Source organism: Rhodanobacter sp. B04 (assembly GCF_002001125.1).
In the GTDB taxonomy this organism is placed as follows: domain Bacteria; phylum Pseudomonadota; class Gammaproteobacteria; order Xanthomonadales; family Rhodanobacteraceae; genus Rhodanobacter.
Genome location: NZ_MUNV01000008.1, coordinates 212,003 through 230,836, shown reverse-complemented (window position 1 = coordinate 230,836; position 18,834 = coordinate 212,003). Strand labels below are relative to the sequence as shown.

Here is an 18,834-nt window from a genome sequence, read left to right as displayed (position 1 = left end):
GTAGCGAGGTGGGTGACCGGATCCATCGCCGTCATTCGACGGCACGCACCGATCTGCACGTCCGGTTGAAACATGGAGCCCGCGAGGGCACGGCTAAAGCGTTATCGCGCGATCGCTCCGTGTCCATCAATGAACGATCAACGGGACACCTGCCGCCTGGGTTGACGCCGTCGTGATCGTTCGCGGAGGGAAACGGGCTGGTCACCCGGCGACACTTCAACTGCGGCCATCCATGCCCATCTACGCCACCAGTACGGTTTACTTGGTGCTGTGTCATGCGCAAATCCCTTCTTTCGATGCTGGCCGGCGTGGCGTTGCTGGTCGTCGGCGGCATGCCGCTCAATGCTCGCGCCGCAAGCCTGCGTGACAGCGGTTATGTGGGCATCGGCGTACCCGACCTGGCGCAGGCCACGGCGTTCTTCCGCAATGTCCTGGACTGCGAGCCGATCGGCCCGGTCGCTGGGAGCGCAACGACATCCAAGGGCAATGCCCGGCGTGCCGGCGTGCCTGCATCCCGCCTGCTGCTCTGCGATTCGGGCAACGTCGTCGAACTCTTCGACAATCACGGAGCGAACTCGCTCCCCGCCTCGCGGCATTCGGCGAATCAGGGCAGCGAGCCGATCCCGTTCTCCGCTGACGATGTGGCGCACGCCGACCGGTGGCTGCGACATGAAGGTGTCAGCGTGATCGGCTCGCCGGTAACCGTGACGTCTGGCCCGCATGCCGGTCAGACGGTGGTGAACTTCGTGGCGCCGTGGGGGCTGCGGCTGCAACTGGTGGGTCGGAACACGAGACAGCTCGCTACGGCGCCGTGACTCACGCTGGCAATCCATGCAAACGGATGCCATAACAGCAACATGTCAGGTACTTCATCTCAGGCGATCGTGGAGCACACGTGTACGACAGCGCTGCCCGAATTCGTCGCGGCGCATCGCCGTCTGTTCGTGTTGACTGGCGCCGGCTGCAGCACGGATTCGGGCATTCCCGATTACCGCGACGCCAACGGCGGCTGGAAACGCCCGCAGCCGGTGACCTATCAGGCGTTCGTGGGCGAACTGGCCACGCGCCAGCGTTACTGGGCACGCAGTCTGGTCGGTTGGCGACGCTTCGGAGGGGCGCAGCCGAATGCAACCCATCACGCCCTCGCCCGGCTGGAACGGCAAGGCAGGCTGACCCTGTTGCTGACCCAGAACGTCGATCGGCTGCATCAGGCCGCTGGCAGCGAAAACGTGGTCGACCTGCACGGGCGGCTGGATCAGGTGCGCTGCCTGGCTTGCGAACGACGCATGTTGCGCACGGAATTCCAAGCCGCGCTGTTGCGGTTGAACCCGGCCTGGGCGGATCTCGATGCGGCGGATGCACCGGATGGCGACGCCGATCTGGACGGACAGGATTTCTCCCGTTTCCAGGTGCCACCTTGTCCGCATTGTGCCGGCCTGTTGAAGCCTGACGTGGTGTTCTTCGGCGAGAACGTGCCGCGCGAGCGTGTGGATGCCGGCATGCAGGCCTTGCAGGATGCCGATGCGATGCTGGTGGTTGGCTCGTCGCTGATGGTGTATTCCGGCTATCGCTTTGCGAATGCCGCAGCGCGGGCCGGCAAACCGATCGCCGCGGTGAACATCGGCCACACCCGCGCCGATCCGTTGCTGAGCCTCAAGGTCGAGCAATCCTGCGCGCAGGCGCTGGCTTTCCTGTGACGACCTGACTCAGCGACGGGCGCGGAAGAAATCGCGCAGCAGGTTGGCGGATTCCTCGGCGAGCAAGCCACCGGCCACCTCGATGCGGTGGTTGTGGCGCTCGTCGATCAAGGTGTTGAACACGCTCCCCGCCGCACCGGTCTTGGGATCCGACGCCGCGTAGACCACGCGGCCGAGGCGGGCGTGGATCATCGCCATCGCGCACATCGCGCACGGTTCCAGCGTGACGTAGAGCGTGGCGCCGGACAGCCGGTGATTGGCCAGTTTTTCGCCCGCCGCCCGCATCGCCATGACCTCGGCATGCGCCGTCGGGTCGTGCAAGGTGATATTGCGGTTCCAGCCCAGGCCGACGATCTCGCCCTCCAGCACCAGCACGGCACCTACCGGCACTTCATTCTCGGCGTCACGCGCATGCGCGGCGAGCTGCAGCGCGCGCTGCATGTATTGCACGTCCGCCGGCGAGAATGATTCGATAATTTCGTCAGTCATTTCAATATATTGTGTTCATGACATGAGAAAGCCGGCAAGCTGCCGGCCTTCCTGGGTGCATGCAAGTGGCTGATTTTGTTATTCCCACTCCATCATCAACAGGCCACCTAAACCCACGTGGTTAAAGGGATTGGCGGTGATTGACTTAGGCACCTACCGTCGTTCTTACCGTCGATCGCGCAACGCTTTTGCCGACGCGGAAGATGGCGCGAGCTGCGGGGTAACGATTCTTACGACACCATCGTCAATCAACTCCTATGATACCGGACACGGGCACCGACTTCAGTCCATTCGATTGCAGGGCGAGGTGCTACGAAGAACGGATGGAAACCTCCATCCATGTAAGCACCGCCCTGGACGACGGGGCATTTTTTGAGATTGCATAACATGGCGAAATCTACCAATAACATCGCTGGCGCCATTACTGACCGCGCTACCGATCTGATCGAAAAAGTCTCTAGCCCGGCGTCTCGCGCGGGTTCAGCTGCTGAACGAGCTGGCCGGATGCTTGAAGAAGGCGTCGATCCCGACGTCATTGCGCTGCAAATGACGAAGAACAGCCCGAACGGCAAGCGCTACACCGCAGCCAAAGTCCTGGCCTACGGCGATCTTTACGAAGACTCGAAGACCAAAGCCCCCCTGCCCTTGGCATGGCCTGACTTCAAGGACTGGGCCAGCGAACGTACGATCGCGGCCGGTGGGAAGCCAGACTTCCCGAGGGACAGAGTCGCATCGGACTTCGTCCAGCGTATGTTGTTCCAGCTGCGTGCCGACCGGGCGCGCAGCATCGACAACGTCGCCTTCTCCAAGGCACTGAAGAATGCCCTGAACCTGAAGGACGTCCACGATGCCAGCGCCTTCGTCCGCGATCGCATCATCGAAGAGCGCCCTATCAACATCAGCGAGTTCCGGCACCAGTTGGAAACCTTCCGCGATCTGAAACAGAAGATCGTCGACGTGATCGAACGGATCCGAGTGGGCGGCAACGTGCTGGAGGCATGCCAAGAGACGATCGTGGCCAGAATGCGTAAGGCCATCCGTGTCGTGGCAGTACCCGAAAGACCAGATGTTGGCGTTGCAGGCCCAGGCGCAAGCGGCCGATACGCAAGCGCCCGCCGCCTCGGGCTTGTCGCTTGACCAGTTGCACTTCCGCTACGCGATCACGGGCGACAGCCCACCATGGAAGCCGGTACGTGCCTTCGATGATGGGCAGCACGTGTATATCCAGTTTCCGGCTGGCATCGCGCAGGGTGAATTGCCGCCGCTATTCGTGGTTGGCCCGGACGGCAAGGGCGAGCTGGTGAATTACCGTTTCCACGCGCCTTACGACATCGTGGATCGACTGTTCGGCGCGGCCGAACTACGGCTCGGTGGCAAGGATGGGAGTAGGGCGGCCGTAGTGCGCATCGAGCGCACCGACGGCATCGCCGCGGGAGCGGGTCATGGGCACGACTGACCACGAAACCCAGCCCACGCCGAAGGTTGCTCCCGAGGGCGTTGCGTTGCGCGTCGCGCCGCGTCCAGTGACGCGGCTCAATCGCCGCACGCTGGCCGTTTCGGCAACGTTGCTCGCAGTCGTCGTTGCCGGTGCATCCATGTGGGCGCTGCAATCGAAAGGCCGGCGCGGTTCGGGCGACCAGACGGAGCTATACAACGTCGATCGGATCGCCAAGTCCGACGACCTGAACCAGTTGCCGGCCGACTACTCGAAGCTGCCAGCGAAGCCGGCACCGGCGGCCAGCGTGCCGCAGCTCGGGCCACCACTGCCCGGCGACTGGGGTGCAGCATCCGTCGCGCCACTGCCGGCTGGCAACGCCAATCCGGGGCCGTCGGCCGAGAACATCGACCGGCAGCGCCAGGCCGAGGAAGTCGCCCGCTCGGCAGTGTTCTTCCGCACAAGCAATGCCACGGGGAAAACGGACGCGGGAGCGACGACAGTGCCGTTGCCGAACACTTCGGCCGGACCGTTCAATCCGATGGGGGCTGGCCCAGCGTCCACGGCCGCGCAGCCCAACGATCCGACGGCGATCCAGAACCGGCAGGATCAGAAGGAAGCGTGCCGGCACTGTAGGAGCCGGGATATAGCCGATTGAACGTCGCCTGCGACTGCGCGACATTGAAGGTCAGTCCCTGCGCCTGTGAGATCAACTGATTCGTCGTCGCCAAGGTGGAGAGCAATTGCGACAGTGAGTTGTAGTTGAGGCTGGTGAGATTACGGCCCTGGTTGACCAGCATCGTTGCCTCGTTCTGCAACTGCTGGATCTGGTTGTCGATCTGTTGCAGCTCACGTGCCGCGGTGAGCAGGTTCTGCGAATAGTTAGCGGCGTCGAATACCGCCCACTGCGCGAAGCTCGCGGACGAGCACGTGAACAACACGGCCGCAGCAGCGGCCAGCCAAGTCTTCTTCATGGCCGAATCTCCGATGGCGAAGGAACCGAGGGAAACGAAGGGATGAGGTCGGCGGCCCAGTCGAGACCGATGTGACGCAACCATGCTCCCGTGAAACCGGGTGCGCCGGCGCCGAGCACGCGATCAATGTCGCGCTGGTCCAGCGGTGTTGAGGCGCCAGCGAACGCCAGCGTCACCGGTCCCAGGTCGAGGTCGAACAGGCGATTGCCCAGCCGTGACTGGTAGTAGTAATCGCGCTTGGGCTCGGCGGTGGCGACGATCTCGATCTGCCGGCCGTTGAGGCCAAAACCTTCGTAGATGGTGCGAATCTGCGGCTCGGTCGCCTGCGGGTTTGGCAGGAAGATGCGGCTCGCGCAGCTCTCGATGATCGCCGGTGCAATGCTCGAATCCTTGATGTCGGCGAGCGATTGCGTGGCAAAGATGACGCTTACGTTCTTCTTGCGCAGTGTCTTCAACCACTGGCGGATGCGCGCCGCAAATACCCACCTTCTCGCCATGCAGGACGGCGAAGGCATAAACCTGCTTCACGATGTCGCGGATATGGATGGCGGTCGCCGGGGCGCCGCGGGCCTTCACCTTGTTGCACAACGCGCGCAAATCGTCGGGACCGATCTCGGTCAGCAGTCGGTTCTGGAATGCTGGAAAGATATCGCGGTCAACGATGCTCTTGCGCATCGCGCGCGTGCTGTCGGCCATACGGGCACCGACGAGCCAGCGGCCCAGCATGTCGCCAAAGGTCTTCACCGCAGTCAGGCGACGCTTCTCACGCTGTTTCTCAAGCGCCGGGGAATTGCCTTGGGCGACTGTCTTCTTGGCGTCGATCAACTTTTCTCGGGCCAAAGCCAGCGAGACGCCAGCCGGCCCGTACCGGCCGATGGTTAGAGTCTCGCGGCGGCCGTTAAGGCGGTAATCGTAGCGGAAGGTGACGGTACCGACGGGCGATACCGTCACGTACATTCCGTCCCGGTCAAAAGCCTTATAAGTCTTTGACTTAGACTTGAGATTACGCAGTGCAGTGTCGGTAAGCATCGAGGTTTTTCCTCCTGTTCGTGACGGCTTTTACCGTCAGGGGCCAAGAGACCTGCTGATGCTCGGAAAGCCGCATAAAACCAGCTTTCCTGAGATGATTTTTACCGTCAAAGACCGTTTTGGTCTGATTAGTAAACGAGAGGGTCTTAATCCGACCTCCAGTTCCTACCGTCAGTTCTACCGCCAACTTGTTTCGCTAGCCGGCGATAGCCACCAATAGCTGCCGAGACGTATTTTTATTATAATCAACACGTTATGACAGTTTTTCGATAGCTTGCGATAGGCCTCGAAGGACCTGATTTCACTCCCACTCGATCGTGGCGGGCGGCTTGCCGCTGATGTCATAAACGACGCGAGAAACACCACGCAACTCATTGATTATTCTGTTAGAAACCTTGCCTAGAAACTCATACGGCAGGTGCGCCCAATGCGCCGTCATGAAGTCGATGGTCTCCACCGCGCGCAGTGCGATCACCCATTCGTAGGCACGCGCGTCGCCCACCACGCCGACCGATTTCACCGGCAGGAATACGGCAAATGCCTGGCTGGTCTTGTCGTACAGGTCGGCCTTGCGCAGTTCGTCGATGAAGATCGCATCGGCCTGGGCCAGCAGTTCGGCGTACTCGCGCTTCACTTCGCCCAGGATGCGCACGCCCAGGCCCGGGCCCGGGAACGGGTGGCGGTAGACCATCGCGCGCGGCAGGCCGAGTTCGACGCCGATGCGGCGCACCTCGTCCTTGAACAGTTCGCGCAGCGGCTCGACCAGCTTGAGCTTCATGTGCGCCGGCAGGCCGCCGACGTTGTGGTGGCTCTTGATGACGTGCGCCTTGCCGGTCTTGCTGCCGGCCGACTCGATCACGTCGGGGTAGATGGTGCCCTGCGCCAGCCACTTCACCTTGCTGCCGGCGGCGGCGATCTTGCCCGACTCCTCGTCGAAGATCTCCACGAACAGGCCGCCGATGATCTTGCGCTTGGCTTCCGGATCGGCCACGCCTTCGAGTGCCTTGAAGTAGCGGTCCGCCGCATTGACGCGGATGACCTTGACGCCCATGTGCTCGGCCATGGTGGCCATCACCTGGTCGCCTTCTTGCCAGCGCAGCAGGCCGGTGTCGACGAAGACGCAGGTGAGCCGGTCGCCGATCGCCTTGTGCAGCAGCGCGGCGACCACCGAGGAATCGACGCCACCGGACAGGCCGAGCAGGACATGGTCGTCGCCGACCTGTTCGCGCACCCGGGCGATCTGGTCGTCGATGATGTTGGCGGCGGTCCACAACGTGGCGCAGCCGCAGATCTCGGTGATGAAACGCTTCAGCAGCGCCCCGCCCTGCTTCGTGTGGGTCACTTCGGGGTGGAACTGCACGCCGTACCAGCGCCTGGCCTCGTTCTCCATCACCGCGACCGGGATGCGGTCGGTGGTACCGGTGATCGCGAAACCCGGCGGCGCCTTGGCGACGTGGTCGCCGTGGCTCATCCACACGTCGAGCTTGTGCCCGCCGGCATGGTCGCTGAGGCCGTCGAACAGACGGCTCGTCGCCACGATATCGACTTCGGCGTGACCGAACTCGCGCGCATCGGCCGCCTCGGTGGCACCACCGAGCTGGGCAGCCAGCGTCTGCATGCCATAGCAGATGCCGAGGATCGGCACGCCGGAGTCGAACACCTCTTGCGGTGCTTTCGGCGCACCTTCGAGCGTGGTCGATTCCGGGCCGCCGGACAGGATGATGCCCTTGGCACCGAACGCAGCGATTTCAGCCGGTTCGTGATCCCAGGCCCAGATCTCGCAATACACGCCAAGCTCGCGGATGCGACGGGCGATCAGCTGCGTGTATTGCGCGCCGAAATCGAGGATCAGGATCTTGTCGGAATGAATGTTGGTCATGGCTGGCCGGGAGGCAAGGATGTGTCAGTCTGGCGGGAGGGTTATGCGTTCCGTCCTTGTGGAAGCCTTGAAAAATCGCCGTCATGCCTGCGCAAGCAGGAATCCAGCGACTTCAGGCCGCAACAACCCACGGCACTGGGTCCCGGCTTTCGCCGGGATGACGAGCAAAAAAGCAGTCTTTCGAGACTTCGCGCATGCTCAGGAATTGAGCCGGTAATTCGGCGCTTCCTTGGTGATCTGGATGTCATGCGGATGCGCTTCGGTGACGCCGGCGGAAGTCACCTTGACGAACTGCGCTTTGTGGCGCACGTCCTCGATGTTGGCCGCGCCCAGGTAACCCATCGACGCACGCAGGCCGCCGATCAGCTGATGGATGATGTTGCGCAGCGGGCCGCGGTACGGCACGCGACCTTCGATGCCTTCCGGCACCAGCTTGTCGGCATCGGCTTCGTCCTGGAAATAGCGATCCTTGGAGCCGAGCTGCATCGCCCCGATCGAACCCATGCCGCGGTAGCTCTTGTAGGAACGGCCCTGGAACAGTTCGACTTCGCCCGGCGATTCCTCGGTGCCGGCGAACATCGAGCCGAGCATCACGGTGGATGCGCCGGCGGCGAGTGCCTTCGGGATATCGCCGGAGTAGCGGATGCCGCCATCGGCGATCAGCGGGATCTCGTCCTTCAGCGCGGTGGCGACCAGGTCGATCGCGGTGATCTGCGGCACGCCGACACCGGCGACCACGCGGGTGGTGCAGATCGAGCCGGGACCCACGCCGACCTTGACCGCATCCACGCCGGCATCGAGCAGCGCGCGCGCCGCTTCGCCGGTGACGATGTTGCCGGCGATCACCTGCACCTGCGGATAGTGTTTCTTGACCCAGCCGGCGCGGTCGATCACGCCTTGCGAATGGCCATGTGCGGTGTCCACCACCAGCACGTCGACCCCGGCATCGACCAGCGCGGCGACGCGCTGCTCGGTATCGCCACCGACGCCCACCGCTGCGCCGACCAGCAGCGCCTCGTTGGGACCCTTGGCGGAATGCGGGTTGTCGCGCGCCTTCTGGATGTCCTTGACGGTGATCAGGCCGCGCAGCTGGAACGCGTCGTTGACCACCAGCACCTTCTCGATGCGGTGCTTGTGCAGCAGCTGCAGCACGTCGTCCTGGCTGGCGCCTTCCCTGACCGTGACCAGCTTGTCCTGGCGGGTCATGATGTTGCGCACCGGATCGTCGTGCTTGCGTTCGAAACGCAGATCGCGGCTGGTGACGATGCCGACCAGCTGCTCGCCGTCGACCACCGGTACGCCGGAGATGTTGTGCGCGTGGGTCAAGCGCAGCACTTCGCGGATCGAGGTGTTCGGGCCCACCGTGATCGGGCTGCGGATCACGCCGGCCTCGAACTTCTTTACCAGCCGCACTTCCGCCGCCTGCTGCTCGGCCGTCATGTTCTTGTGGATGATGCCGATGCCGCCGCACTGCGCCATGGTGATGGCGAGGCGAGCCTCGGTGACCGTGTCCATGGCGGCAGAGACGATCGGGATGTTCAGCCGCAAATTGCGGGTGAACCGCGTGGAGGTGTCCACATCGCGTGGCAACACGATGGAGTGGCCCGGAACCAGATAGACGTCGTCGTAGGTCAGAGCCTCGGCGAGGATGCGCATGCGAAAGTCCCGCTGCAAAGAGGGAATTATACGCGCGTGACCATGAAGCTCGCCAGATCCACAGCTGAATGCAGGCCGTGAATCAGGCGATTTTTTGCAGCGTGGTGCGGGCGTCGGCCGCCTCCAGCGTGTTTTCCATCAAGGTAGCCACCGTCATCGGGCCGACGCCGCCGGGTACCGGCGTGATCCAGCTGGCGTGGGCCGCCGCTGCGTCGAAGTCCACGTCACCGACCAGCCGGCCATCATCGAGGCGGTTGATGCCCACGTCGATCACCACGGCGCCCGGCTTGATCCATTCGCCCTTGACCAGCCCCGGCTTGCCGACCGCCACGACCAGGATATCCGCCTGCCGCACGAAGCTTTCCAGGTCGCGGGTGAAGCGATGGCAGCACGTGGTGGTGCAGCCGGCGATCATCAATTCCAGCACCAGCGGACGGCCGACGTGGTTGGAGACGCCGACCACCACCGCATGCTGGCCACGCACCGGCCGATCGGTGTGTCCCAGCAGGGTCATCACGCCCTTGGGCGTGCATGGACGCAGGCCGAAGCGGCGCAGCGCGAGGCGGCCCACGTTCACCGCCTGGAAACCGTCCACGTCCTTGCCGGGATCGATGCGATCGACCAGTGCGTCCTCGTCGATATGTTCCGGCAGCGGCGACTGCACCAGGATGCCGTGCACGGCCGGATCCGCATTCAGCCGATCGATCAGGGCGAACAGCTCATCCTGCGTGGTGCCCGCCGGCAGGTCGAAGTCGAACGAGCGAAAGCCGACCTGGTGGCAGGCCTTGCGCTTGTTGCGCACATACACCGACGACGCCGCGTCGTCGCCCACCAGTACCACCGCCAGGCCGGGCTCGGCCTGGCCGCGCGCCACGCGGTCGGCGACGCGCAGGCGCAGCCGCTCCAACAGCTCCTGTGCGATGCGTTTGCCGTCGAGGATGCGTGCGCTCATGTTGATGCCTTGCAGGAAGTTGCCCATTATCGCGGCTCCACTTGGTGCGCACAAACCCGGGTTCGCATGGACACATCCGAGACTCCCCTGCCCGCGCCGGAGCTTGCCGACGGACGGCTGCGCCTGCGTCCGTGGCAGGATCAGGATGCTGCCGAGCTGTATCGCGCGGTCCACGAGTCGGTGGCAAGTGTCGGCCAATGGTTGCCGTGGTGTCATGCAGAGTATGGACATGAGGACGCGACTGCCTGGGTGCAGCACTGCCAAGCCGGCTGGCATACGGGCGAACATTTCGCGTTCCCGATTTTCGATGCGTCCACCGGCGAACTGCTGGGCGGTACCGGCCTCAACCAGCCTGATCGGCTGCATCGCAGCGCCAATCTCGGTTACTGGATCCGCCAGTCGCGTCAACGCGAAGGCATTGCCGCGGCTGCCGCGGTGCTGGTGGCGCGTTTCGGATTCGAACAGCTGGGCCTGATCCGGATCGAGGTCATCATCCAGCCCGACAACCATCCGAGCCTGCGTACGGCCGAAAAGCTGGGAGCGAAGTTCGAGGGAATCGCACGCCATCGTCTATGGGTACGAGAGCAGCCGCGTGATGCGGCGGTGTATGCACTGGTGCCGGACGACCTGCGCTAACCCGCCGCCGCACAAAGCCCGGCGATCTGCTGGTATCCCGCGAAGGGCGCCTCAACCGCACAACCTGGACAGGCCGGGTCCCGCGGCAGGCGTGTCTCGCGGAAGTGCATGCCGAGCGCATCGACGCTCAGTACGCGGCCGACCAGCGGCTCGCCCAGGCCAAGCAACAACTTCAACGCCTCGGTCGCCTGCAGCAATCCGACGATGCCGGGCAATACACCGAGCACGCCGGCCTCGCTGCAATTCGGCGCATCGGCGGCCGCCGGTGGTTCGGGGAACAGGCAGCGGTAACACGGCGAATCGTCGCGACGCGGATCGAATACGCTGAGCTGCCCGGTGAAACGCTCGACGGCGCCGTACACCATCGGCAGCTTCAACCGGAGTGATGCCGCCGCCAGCAGGTAACGCGCAGGAAAATTGTCGGCACCGTCGATCAGCACATCATGACCGGCCAGCAACCGCTCCACGTTGTCGGGCTGCAGCCGCTCGGTGCGGGTTTCGATACGGATGCGTGGATTGAGCGCCTGCAGCGCGATGCGTGCCGATTCGGTCTTGGCCATGCCGACGCGGGCATCGGCGTGGATGACCTGGCGATGCAGATTGGAACGTTCGACCTTGTCGTCGTCGATCAGGGTGAGCCGGCCCACGCCGGCTGCCGCAAGATACAGCGCTGCCGGAGCGCCGAGGCCGCCGGCACCGAGCAGGACTACGTTCGCCGCGGCCAGTCTGGCCTGCCCGGCTTCGCCCACCTGCGGCAGGCGCAACTGGCGCGCGTAGCGTTCCGTGGCATCCGCATCCAGCGCACTGCCGGATATCGGCAGGCCATCCGCCTTCCAGCGATTGAACCCGCCGGCCACCGAGCACACCTGGCGATAGCCCATGCGCTGCAGGGCCTCGGCGGCGAGCAACGAACGCTGGCCGCTGCCGCACAGCACCAGCAGCGGGCGATCGCGATCCGCCTCCAGCTGTTCGATGCGCAGTTCGAGAAAGCCGCGCGACAGGCCGAGCGCATGGGACGGCGTGCCGGCGACACGTTCGGCGTCTTCGCGCACGTCGATCAGCAGGGCGCCACGGGCCTGCCGCGCCGATGCCTCGGCCGGGGAAATTTCCGGCACGCGGCGGCGCAGTTCGTCCAGCCAGGATTCGCGATTCAAGGGCTCGCTCATGCGCGTAGCCTAATACGAGATGCGTGGGCGCCGACGAATCAGCGCGTGCGCTTGATCAGGTCGCTGAGCCTGCGCCGGGCCTTCTTCTGCTGTTCCTTGGTCAGCACCTTCTTGCGCCCCGCATACGGGTTTTCGCTTTCGCGGAACGCAATGCGGATCGGAGTGCCTTCCAGCCGGTAACGCTTGCGGAAGAAGTTTTCCAGATAGCGCTGGTAGGCCGGCGCTATGTGCTTGGTGCGGCTGCCGTGGATCACGATGGTCGGCGGGTTGGTGCCGCCCGGGTGGGCGAAGCGCAGCTTCGGCGCATGCCCGTTCACCAACGGCGGCTGGTAGCTCTCGTAGGCCTTTTCCAGCGTCTTGGTCAACTCGGAGGACACCAGCACCTTGGTCGCCGCCGCATGCGCACGCACCACCGCACGCATCAGCTCGCTCATGCCCGAGCCGTGCAGTGCGGAGATGAAGACCTGCTTGGCCCACTCGACGAACACCAGCCGTCGATCCAGCGCACGCTGGCATTCATCGCGCTGGTACTTGTCCAGCCCGTCCCACTTGTTGATGGCGATCACCAGCGCCCTGCCCTCGTCCATCGCGTAACCGATCAGGGTGAGATCCTGGTCGGCCAGATTCTCGCGGGCATCGATCATCACCACCACCACCTGGGCGGCGGCAATCGACTGCAGCGTCTTGATGACGCTGAATTTCTCGACGGCTTCCTCGACCCGCGCCTTGCGCCGGATGCCGGCGGTGTCGATCAGCGTATAGCGCTTGCCGTCGCGTTCCAGCGGTACCCGGATCGGATCGCGGGTGGTGCCGGCCACGTCGGAGACGATGAGCCGCTCTTCGCCGAGCAGACGATTGATCAGGGTCGACTTGCCGGCATTCGGACGGCCGACGATGGCGACGCGGATGCTGCCGTCCTCACCGTCCGCCTCGGTCGTGCTTTCCTCGTCGGCCGGCAGCAGCGGCAGAATCAGCGCGATCAGATCGCTCGTGCCGCGATTGTGTGCGGCGGATAGCGGCAGGATATTGCCGACGCCGAAGGCGGAGAACTCCGCCAGCACGGCCTCTTCTTCCAGCCCGTCGGTCTTGTTGACCGCCGCGATGATGGTCTTGCCGCTGCGCCGCAGCTCGTTGAGGATGGCGTAGTCCTGCGGCAGCAGGCCATCGCGTGCATCGACCACGAACACCAGCACGTTCGCCTCTTCGATGGCCAGGCGCACCTGCTTCGCGGTGAGCACATCCATCGCCTCCTCGACACCGGACAGGCCGCCGGTATCGACCACCACGAAGGGCCGCTCGCCAGTACGGCACACACCATAATGGCGGTCGCGGGTGACGCCCGGCATGTCGGCCACCAGGGCGTCACGGCTGCGCGTCAGTACGTTGAAGAGGGTCGACTTACCGACATTGGGACGACCGACCAGGGCGACGACGGGCAGCATGAGAAAGCATGATTCCTTGCGATCGACTTGAGCGATCAATGGGCCGACAGACGATAGGCGCCGATATGGCCCTTCACGTCCTCGACGTAAACAGTGTCGCCCACGACCAGCGGCTGGGCGTGGATCGCCTTTTTCGACAGGCGCATGCGGGCGGCCAATGCGCCGTCACCGGTCTGCAGCCAGTGCACGTAACCTTCCAGGTCGCCGACCACCACGTAATTGCCCTGCACGGCCGGGCCGGTGACCCAGCGATGCATCAGCGCATCGTTCTTCCAGATGTCGGCACCGGTGCTCTTGTCGAACGCCCATACCTGCGACTGGTCGTTGACGCCATACAGCGCGTTGCCGGCGAGGGCCAACGAAACGAAGGTGGAGAACGGATGCCCCCACAGCGGCCTGCCGCTGGGGCCATCCACTGCCAGCAGGTTGCCGTGATAAGCCGCGGCAAACAGCGTGCTGCCATCGAGCAGGATCGAACCATCGGCGTCATCCAGCCGCTCGATGTCGGTACGGCCCACACCGCTGGAGAGTTTCTGTTCCCACAGCTTGGCACCGTTGTCTTCGCGCAGGGCAACCAGCTTGCCATCGTCGCTGCCGAAGAACACCACGCCGTTGGCGGCCAGCAGGCCACCGTTGCCGCGCAGGCTCAGCAGCGGCACGCTGCCCTGGTCGTAGACCCAGCGGCGCTTGCCGTCGGCCCGATCCAGGCCATAGACACGACCGTCTTCCGTACGTGCCAGCACCAGGTCGCCCGAAATCGCCGGCGCCGCCAGCACCTCGGAATCCAGCTCGGCATCCCAGCGCGGGCTGCCGTCCTTTGCATTCACGCCGTAGACGTGGCCGTCCAGCGTGCCGACCACCAGCAGGTCGCCATCGACGGCAGGACCACCGGCGTACATCGCATCTTTGCGCTTCTTGTCGCCCCAGCCGAACCAGCCCTGGGTGCGTGTGCTCTTCGACCACAAGGTCTTGCCGCTGTTGGCATCGATGGCCGCCAGCTTGCCGTCCGTACTGTCCGCGTAGAGCACGCCATCGACCACGGTCGGGCGCAGGCGCGCGCCACTGTCGCCAGCGCCCTTGCCGATGCTGGTGCTCCACAACTTGGAGACCTGCACCGTCGGCTTGAAATCCTTGGCCAGCGGCGTGGGCGGCTCGACGTTTTCCTTCTTGAACGAATGGCAGCCGGCCAGCGCCACCAGTGACGTCAGAGAGATCAGCAAGACGCGTTTCATCATTTCAGGTTTCATGCACCCTGCTTCCCGGCCACGGCCAAATCATCGAGTTTCATCTGCAAGGCACCGCGCTGCGGTGCATCCTCGCCCAGCGCCGTCAAGGCTGCTTGGTAGGCCTTGCGCGCATCGTCTGAACGCCCAAGCTTGACCAGCACATCGCCACGGAGTTCCTGTGCCAGCCCCTGATAGTCGGTGGCGGGCATGCGATCGAGCGTGGCCAGTGCCGCTGCACCGTTGCCGCGGGCCAGTTCCACCTGCGCGATGCGCAACTGGGTCAACGACTTCAGCGCCGGCGCGTCGGCATGACTCTCGGCCCAGGCCAGCGAGGTTTCCGCCTTGTCCAGCTGCTTATCCTGCACCTGCTGCTTGGCGCGATCGCTGACGGCAAACACGGCATAGGGCGACTTGGCGTGATCCGCCATCAACTGATCGGTAAGCTGCGCGGCGATCTCCGGCTTGCCGGAAGCCGTCGCGATCTGCGCCTGCTTGTACAACTGCGCGGCCTCAGCTTCGTTGCGCGCCTGGTGGTTGTTCCACTGCTGCCAGCCGAAAATGCCGACCAGGCCGATGGCGATACCGACGACGATCGACAGACCATTCTCGCGCAGCCACTTCTGAACCAGTTCGCTTTGTTCGTACTTGTCGTATTCTTCAAACGCCATGCAATCACCATTCAGAGGGCCGCGCACCCGCAGGCGCGTGCATAGGCCAGCGCGATAAAAGGGAAAAGCCGATCATGTCCGTTCGTAACCCGAACGGACAATGGACAAGCATAACCGAAATGGATAGCCCGGAGCGGTGGCGGCGGCAATTCAGAGGCTGGCTGCAGAGGCCTTGCCGTCCTGTACCTGCACACGGAAACGCGCCACATTGGCACGCCGGAAATCGTCCAGCCCCACCGACTGGCCATCGATGCTGACCTGTGCGCCACTGGCATTGCCGATGCGCACGTCCAGCGGCTTGTCGCTGTGATAGACCTTGTTGCTGCCCGCGGGCAGCAGGCCATACTCAAGTCGCGTACCGTCAGCGTCGACCACTTCGACCCAGCTGGCCGCAGTCAGATTCAGGCTCACACTATGGCTGCCGGTTCCCGCGTCCATCACCGGCGTGGTCGCTGCCGGTGATGACGGCACGCTGCTGTTGTCCAGATTCGGAAATGGCGCCATCGAAGCCATCAGCGGCTGATCCTGCTGCGCCGGTGCCGCGACCACTTTCGGCGGCGCTGCCGGAATCACGTTGCGGGTCAGGCTTGCGAGCGTCGTGCTGGCTGTCGTTGCCGGAGCATCCTGCTGCGCCACCGGTGCGGCATCCAGCGGCGCCAGGTGGCTCAGGTCGCGGTCAAGCGTGCCACGCACACCGAGCCAGATCATCGGCACCACGATCACCGCGGTCAGCACGACGTAGGTGGCGGCGGTCGCATAGCGATCCAGCAGGAAGCGCGAGTGGGAAATGCCGCCGGTGGCCACCAGCGTCGGCTCGACCTGCTTGATGCGATCCATCTCGAGCTGGATCGACGCCTCGTTGATGCCGAGGTAGCGGCCGTATTTGCCGATGTAGCTGGCCAGATAGACCTTCGAGTCGATACCGGCGCAAGTCCCCTGCTCGAGCTGGCGCAGCACGCGGGCCGGCAGCTTCAGCGTATGTGCGCACGCTTCGATATCCAGTCCGCGGGCCTCACGCGCCGCGCGCAACCGACTGCCAAAACTCGCCGCGTGGGATTCCGCAGACGGCACATCCATGTTCATCAGGTTGATGCCAAACAGGTCGGGCTCGCTCGAACCCTGTTCGGACGGGGTTGGCTGCATGGAAGTCATGGGCTGGCAGTAGAGGAGTTGAGCGCGCGGGCCTGTTCCGAATCCGGGAACTGGCTCTGCAACCGCTTGTTATAGGCCTGGGCACCGTCCGGGTTGCCCAAATGGGATTCGATATCGTAGCCGAGCTTCAACGATGCGGCCGTCGGCTTGCCCAGCGCGTCGAAACGCTGGATGAAAGCCCGTGCCCGGAACGCATCATTATGTACGTAAAGCGTGTTCGCCAGCTGGAAGAGTGCCTCTCCATTCTGGGGATTTCGCGCGATGGCGTCACGAAAACTCGCTTCGCCTCCGGCGACGTCATTCACCTGCAACTGGCATACGCCCTCGTTCGTCAGCGCCACATCGGGTGTCTGGTAGAACGGATCGGCGACCGCCTTGCGGAAATACTGGTCGGCCTCGGCCACCTTGCCGGTATGGCAGAGGAACACGCCGAGGTTGTTGTTCGGGTCGCCCTTGGTCGGCTCCAGCTCGACCGCCTTGCGGTAATGCACCTCGGCTTCCGGAAGATTGTTGATCTTCTGGTAGAGCACGGCGATCACGGTGTGTGCCGGCGCATAGTTGGGATCGAACTTGAGCGCCGCATTCAATTTCACCAGCGCCGTCTGCATGTCACCGTTGTCCATGTAGTGCTGGCCAAGTTCGGTGTGCACGCGTGCCGCATCAATCGCCTGCTGGGCCTTGCTGCTCTGCGGAATGTTCTTGCCCAGCGAGTTGCTGTCGCTGTGCGTGGTGATGCACCCGGCCAGTGGCAGCAACAAGGCTAAGATCAGTGCGCGCTCAAATCGCATGGATGGTTCCTTCGTCCTGGCGTTTGCGGATATCGGCGCTGCGGCGGGTGCGATCGGTCACCTGCCCGGCCAGCTGGCCGCAGGCAGCGTCGATATCGTCACCACGGGTACGCCGCAACATGGTCAGCACACCGGCATTGAGCAGCTGCGTCTGGAAGTCGCGGATATCGTTCGCGTTCGAGCGCTCGAAGCGGGTGCCGGGAAAAGGGTTGAACGGAATCAGGTTGACCTTGCAGGTCGGCAGCTTGCGCATCAGCTTGATCAGCTGGCGGGCATGCTCGGGCTGGTCGTTGACGCCCTTCATCAAGGTGTACTCGAAGGTGATCGAGGTGCGCGGCTTGCGCGCGACCCAGCGCTGGCAGGCAGCGAGCAGCTCGGCGATCGGATAGCGCTTGTTCAGCGGCACCAGCTCGGTGCGCAGGTCGTCGTTGGCCGCATGCAGCGACACCGCCAGCGACACGTCGATCGCATCCGACAGCTGGTCGATCAGCGGCACCATGCCGGCGGTGGACAGGGTGACGCGCTTGGCGGCCAGGCCGAAGCCGAGGTCGTCACGCATCAGGCTCATCGCGCGCACCACGTTCTCGAAATTGGCCAGCGGCTCGCCCATGCCCATCATCACCACGTTGGTGATGCGGCGGTTCTGGTGGGTGACGTTGCCCAGGTACTTCGCCGCCACCCACACCTGGCCGATGATCTCGGCGGTGGACAGGTTGCGGTTGAAGCCCTGCGCGCCGGTCGAGCAGAACTGGCAGTTCAGCGCGCAACCGATCTGCGAGGACACGCACAAGGTGCCGCGGGTCGGCTCGGGGATGTACACGGTCTCGACCGCGTTGCCCTGGTCCATGCCCAGCAACCACTTGTGCGTACCGTCGTTGGCGGCCTTGTCCAGCATGGTCTTCGGCGCGCCGATGTAGCAGACCTCGGTGAGCTTGGCGCGCAGCGCCTTGCCCACGTCGGTCATGTTTTCGAAGTTGTCTTCCAGGTCGTGGTAGATCCACTTCATCACCTGCTCGGCGCGATACGGCTTCTCGCCGATCTGCGTGAAGAAATCACGCAGGCCCCGGCGATCGAAATCGAGCAGATTGACCTTGGCAGGTGGATTCACAGCAACCTGGTTCACAACTTTTGCCTCAAACAATTGAATCGCTCAGCGCGACAGCACGTCCGTCGCGGCGAAGAAATACGCAATCTCCACCTTGGCGGTCTCGATCGCATCGGAGCCATGCACCGCATTGGCATCGATGGAATCGGCGAAGTCGGCGCGGATCGTGCCCGGCGCGGCTTCCTTCGGGTTGGTGGTACCCATCAGGTCGCGATGAGCCAGCACGGCATTCTCGCCTTCAAGCACGGTGATCATCACCGGACCGGAGATCATGAACTCGACCAGCGCGTTGAAGAACGGGCGCTCGCGATGCACCGCGTAGAAGCCTTCGGCTTCCTGGCGCGACAGCTGCTTCATCTTGGCAGCGATGACCTTCAGGCCAGCCTTCTCGAAACGGGCGTAGATTTCACCGATGACGTTCTTGGCAACGGCGTCGGGCTTGATGATGGAAAGGGTGCGCTCCAGCGCCATACGGGTCTGCTCCGGAAAAACGGATGGATAGGAAAAGGTCGTGGCCGGCGTGACCGGCAGAAGGACTAA

Annotated in this window: 18 protein-coding genes and 3 pseudogenes; 5 read left to right on the top strand and 16 right to left on the bottom strand. The window is 63.9% G+C overall.

Annotation, left to right across the window (positions count from 1 at the left end):
• The first annotated feature begins 275 nt into the window (after positions 1–275).
• Both B0E46_RS07695 and B0E46_RS07690 read left to right on the top strand, forming a co-directional pair.
• A complete protein-coding gene (locus B0E46_RS07695; RefSeq protein WP_077555179.1) occupies positions 276–815 on the top strand; it encodes a VOC family protein in 540 nt (179 codons plus the stop codon).
• 42 nt (positions 816–857) lie between these two features.
• Positions 858–1,697 (top strand): NAD-dependent protein deacetylase, encoded by an 840-nt coding sequence (locus B0E46_RS07690; RefSeq protein ID WP_077555178.1) that lies wholly within the window; start codon positions 858–860, stop codon positions 1,695–1,697.
• A gap of 9 nt (positions 1,698–1,706) precedes the next feature.
• On the opposite strand, the gene tadA is transcribed toward B0E46_RS07690, so the two are convergent.
• On the bottom strand, positions 1,707–2,186 hold the full coding sequence (gene tadA / locus B0E46_RS07685; protein ID WP_077555177.1) for a tRNA adenosine(34) deaminase TadA: 480 nt from the start codon (positions 2,184–2,186) through the stop codon (positions 1,707–1,709).
• Between the two features lie 387 nt (positions 2,187–2,573).
• On the opposite strand from tadA, the gene B0E46_RS07680 reads away from it, so the two are divergent.
• Both B0E46_RS07680 and B0E46_RS07675 read left to right on the top strand, forming a co-directional pair.
• Positions 2,574–3,323, top strand: coding sequence for a hypothetical protein (locus B0E46_RS07680; RefSeq protein ID WP_077555176.1), 750 nt, complete (start codon positions 2,574–2,576; stop codon positions 3,321–3,323).
• A pseudogene (locus tag B0E46_RS07675) lies at positions 3,223–3,642 on the top strand (TrbG/VirB9 family P-type conjugative transfer protein); the annotation flags it as partial. The gene B0E46_RS07680 and the pseudogene B0E46_RS07675, both read left to right, overlap by 101 nt.
• Positions 3,643–3,888: 246 nt before the next feature.
• Here the strand turns inward: B0E46_RS07675 and B0E46_RS17705 are convergent.
• From B0E46_RS17705 to folD, 7 genes and pseudogenes are all read right to left on the bottom strand, one after another.
• Complete coding sequence (locus B0E46_RS17705) at positions 3,889–4,029, bottom strand: hypothetical protein (RefSeq protein ID WP_168171160.1); 141 nt, start codon at positions 4,027–4,029, stop codon at positions 3,889–3,891.
• Between the two features lie 125 nt (positions 4,030–4,154).
• Positions 4,155–4,595: a hypothetical protein gene (locus tag B0E46_RS07665; RefSeq protein ID WP_174567067.1), complete on the bottom strand. Its 441-nt coding sequence runs from the start codon at positions 4,593–4,595 to the stop codon at positions 4,155–4,157.
• Positions 4,592–5,077 (bottom strand): annotated as a pseudogene (locus tag B0E46_RS07660) (conjugal transfer protein TrbE); the annotation flags it as partial. The pseudogene B0E46_RS07660 and the gene B0E46_RS07665, both read right to left, overlap by 4 nt.
• Positions 5,078–5,081: 4 nt before the next feature.
• Positions 5,082–5,624, bottom strand: a pseudogene (locus B0E46_RS07655) (Arm DNA-binding domain-containing protein); the annotation flags it as partial.
• Between the two features lie 301 nt (positions 5,625–5,925).
• Entirely contained in the window at positions 5,926–7,503 is a 1,578-nt protein-coding gene (gene guaA, locus B0E46_RS07650) for a glutamine-hydrolyzing GMP synthase (protein ID WP_077555175.1), read from the bottom strand.
• A 198-nt stretch (positions 7,504–7,701) separates the two neighbouring features.
• The gene (guaB, locus tag B0E46_RS07645; protein WP_077555174.1) at positions 7,702–9,159 is read right to left on the bottom strand and encodes an IMP dehydrogenase; all 1,458 of its coding nucleotides are present in this window, start codon (positions 9,157–9,159) and stop codon (positions 7,702–7,704) included.
• Between the two features lie 82 nt (positions 9,160–9,241).
• Entirely contained in the window at positions 9,242–10,111 is an 870-nt protein-coding gene (folD, locus tag B0E46_RS07640; protein WP_077555233.1) for a bifunctional methylenetetrahydrofolate dehydrogenase/methenyltetrahydrofolate cyclohydrolase FolD, read from the bottom strand.
• Positions 10,112–10,177: 66 nt separating this feature from the next.
• Between folD and B0E46_RS07635 the strand changes: the two genes are divergently transcribed.
• Positions 10,178–10,747 carry a GNAT family protein gene (locus B0E46_RS07635; protein ID WP_077555173.1) on the top strand — a complete coding sequence of 190 codons (570 nt, stop codon included), beginning with the start codon at positions 10,178–10,180 and terminating at the stop codon, positions 10,745–10,747.
• Here the strand turns inward: B0E46_RS07635 and moeB are convergent.
• The 8 genes from moeB to ndk form a co-directional block, all read right to left on the bottom strand.
• On the bottom strand, positions 10,744–11,913 hold the full coding sequence (gene moeB / locus B0E46_RS07630) for a molybdopterin-synthase adenylyltransferase MoeB (protein ID WP_077555172.1): 1,170 nt from the start codon (positions 11,911–11,913) through the stop codon (positions 10,744–10,746). The two genes, B0E46_RS07635 and moeB, sit on opposite strands and share 4 nt — an antisense overlap.
• A gap of 38 nt (positions 11,914–11,951) precedes the next feature.
• Positions 11,952–13,355 (bottom strand): ribosome biogenesis GTPase Der, encoded by a 1,404-nt coding sequence (gene der, locus B0E46_RS07625; RefSeq protein WP_077555171.1) that lies wholly within the window; start codon positions 13,353–13,355, stop codon positions 11,952–11,954.
• A gap of 35 nt (positions 13,356–13,390) precedes the next feature.
• The gene (gene bamB / locus B0E46_RS07620; protein ID WP_254425083.1) at positions 13,391–14,602 is read right to left on the bottom strand and encodes an outer membrane protein assembly factor BamB; all 1,212 of its coding nucleotides are present in this window, start codon (positions 14,600–14,602) and stop codon (positions 13,391–13,393) included.
• Entirely contained in the window at positions 14,599–15,249 is a 651-nt protein-coding gene (locus B0E46_RS07615) for a tetratricopeptide repeat protein (RefSeq protein WP_077555169.1), read from the bottom strand. Before B0E46_RS07615 ends, bamB begins: the two co-directional genes overlap by 4 nt.
• Positions 15,250–15,399: 150 nt before the next feature.
• A complete protein-coding gene (locus B0E46_RS07610) occupies positions 15,400–16,392 on the bottom strand; it encodes a RodZ domain-containing protein (protein ID WP_343124467.1) in 993 nt (330 codons plus the stop codon).
• 5 nt (positions 16,393–16,397) lie between these two features.
• The gene (pilW, locus tag B0E46_RS07605) at positions 16,398–17,189 is read right to left on the bottom strand and encodes a type IV pilus biogenesis/stability protein PilW (protein ID WP_077555167.1); all 792 of its coding nucleotides are present in this window, start codon (positions 17,187–17,189) and stop codon (positions 16,398–16,400) included.
• Complete coding sequence (rlmN, locus tag B0E46_RS07600) at positions 17,179–18,312, bottom strand: 23S rRNA (adenine(2503)-C(2))-methyltransferase RlmN (RefSeq protein ID WP_077555166.1); 1,134 nt, start codon at positions 18,310–18,312, stop codon at positions 17,179–17,181. The genes pilW and rlmN overlap by 11 nt, the downstream gene beginning before the upstream one ends.
• 27 nt (positions 18,313–18,339) lie before the next feature.
• The gene (ndk, locus tag B0E46_RS07595; protein ID WP_077555165.1) at positions 18,340–18,765 is read right to left on the bottom strand and encodes a nucleoside-diphosphate kinase; all 426 of its coding nucleotides are present in this window, start codon (positions 18,763–18,765) and stop codon (positions 18,340–18,342) included.
• Positions 18,766–18,834: the final 69 nt, after the last annotated feature.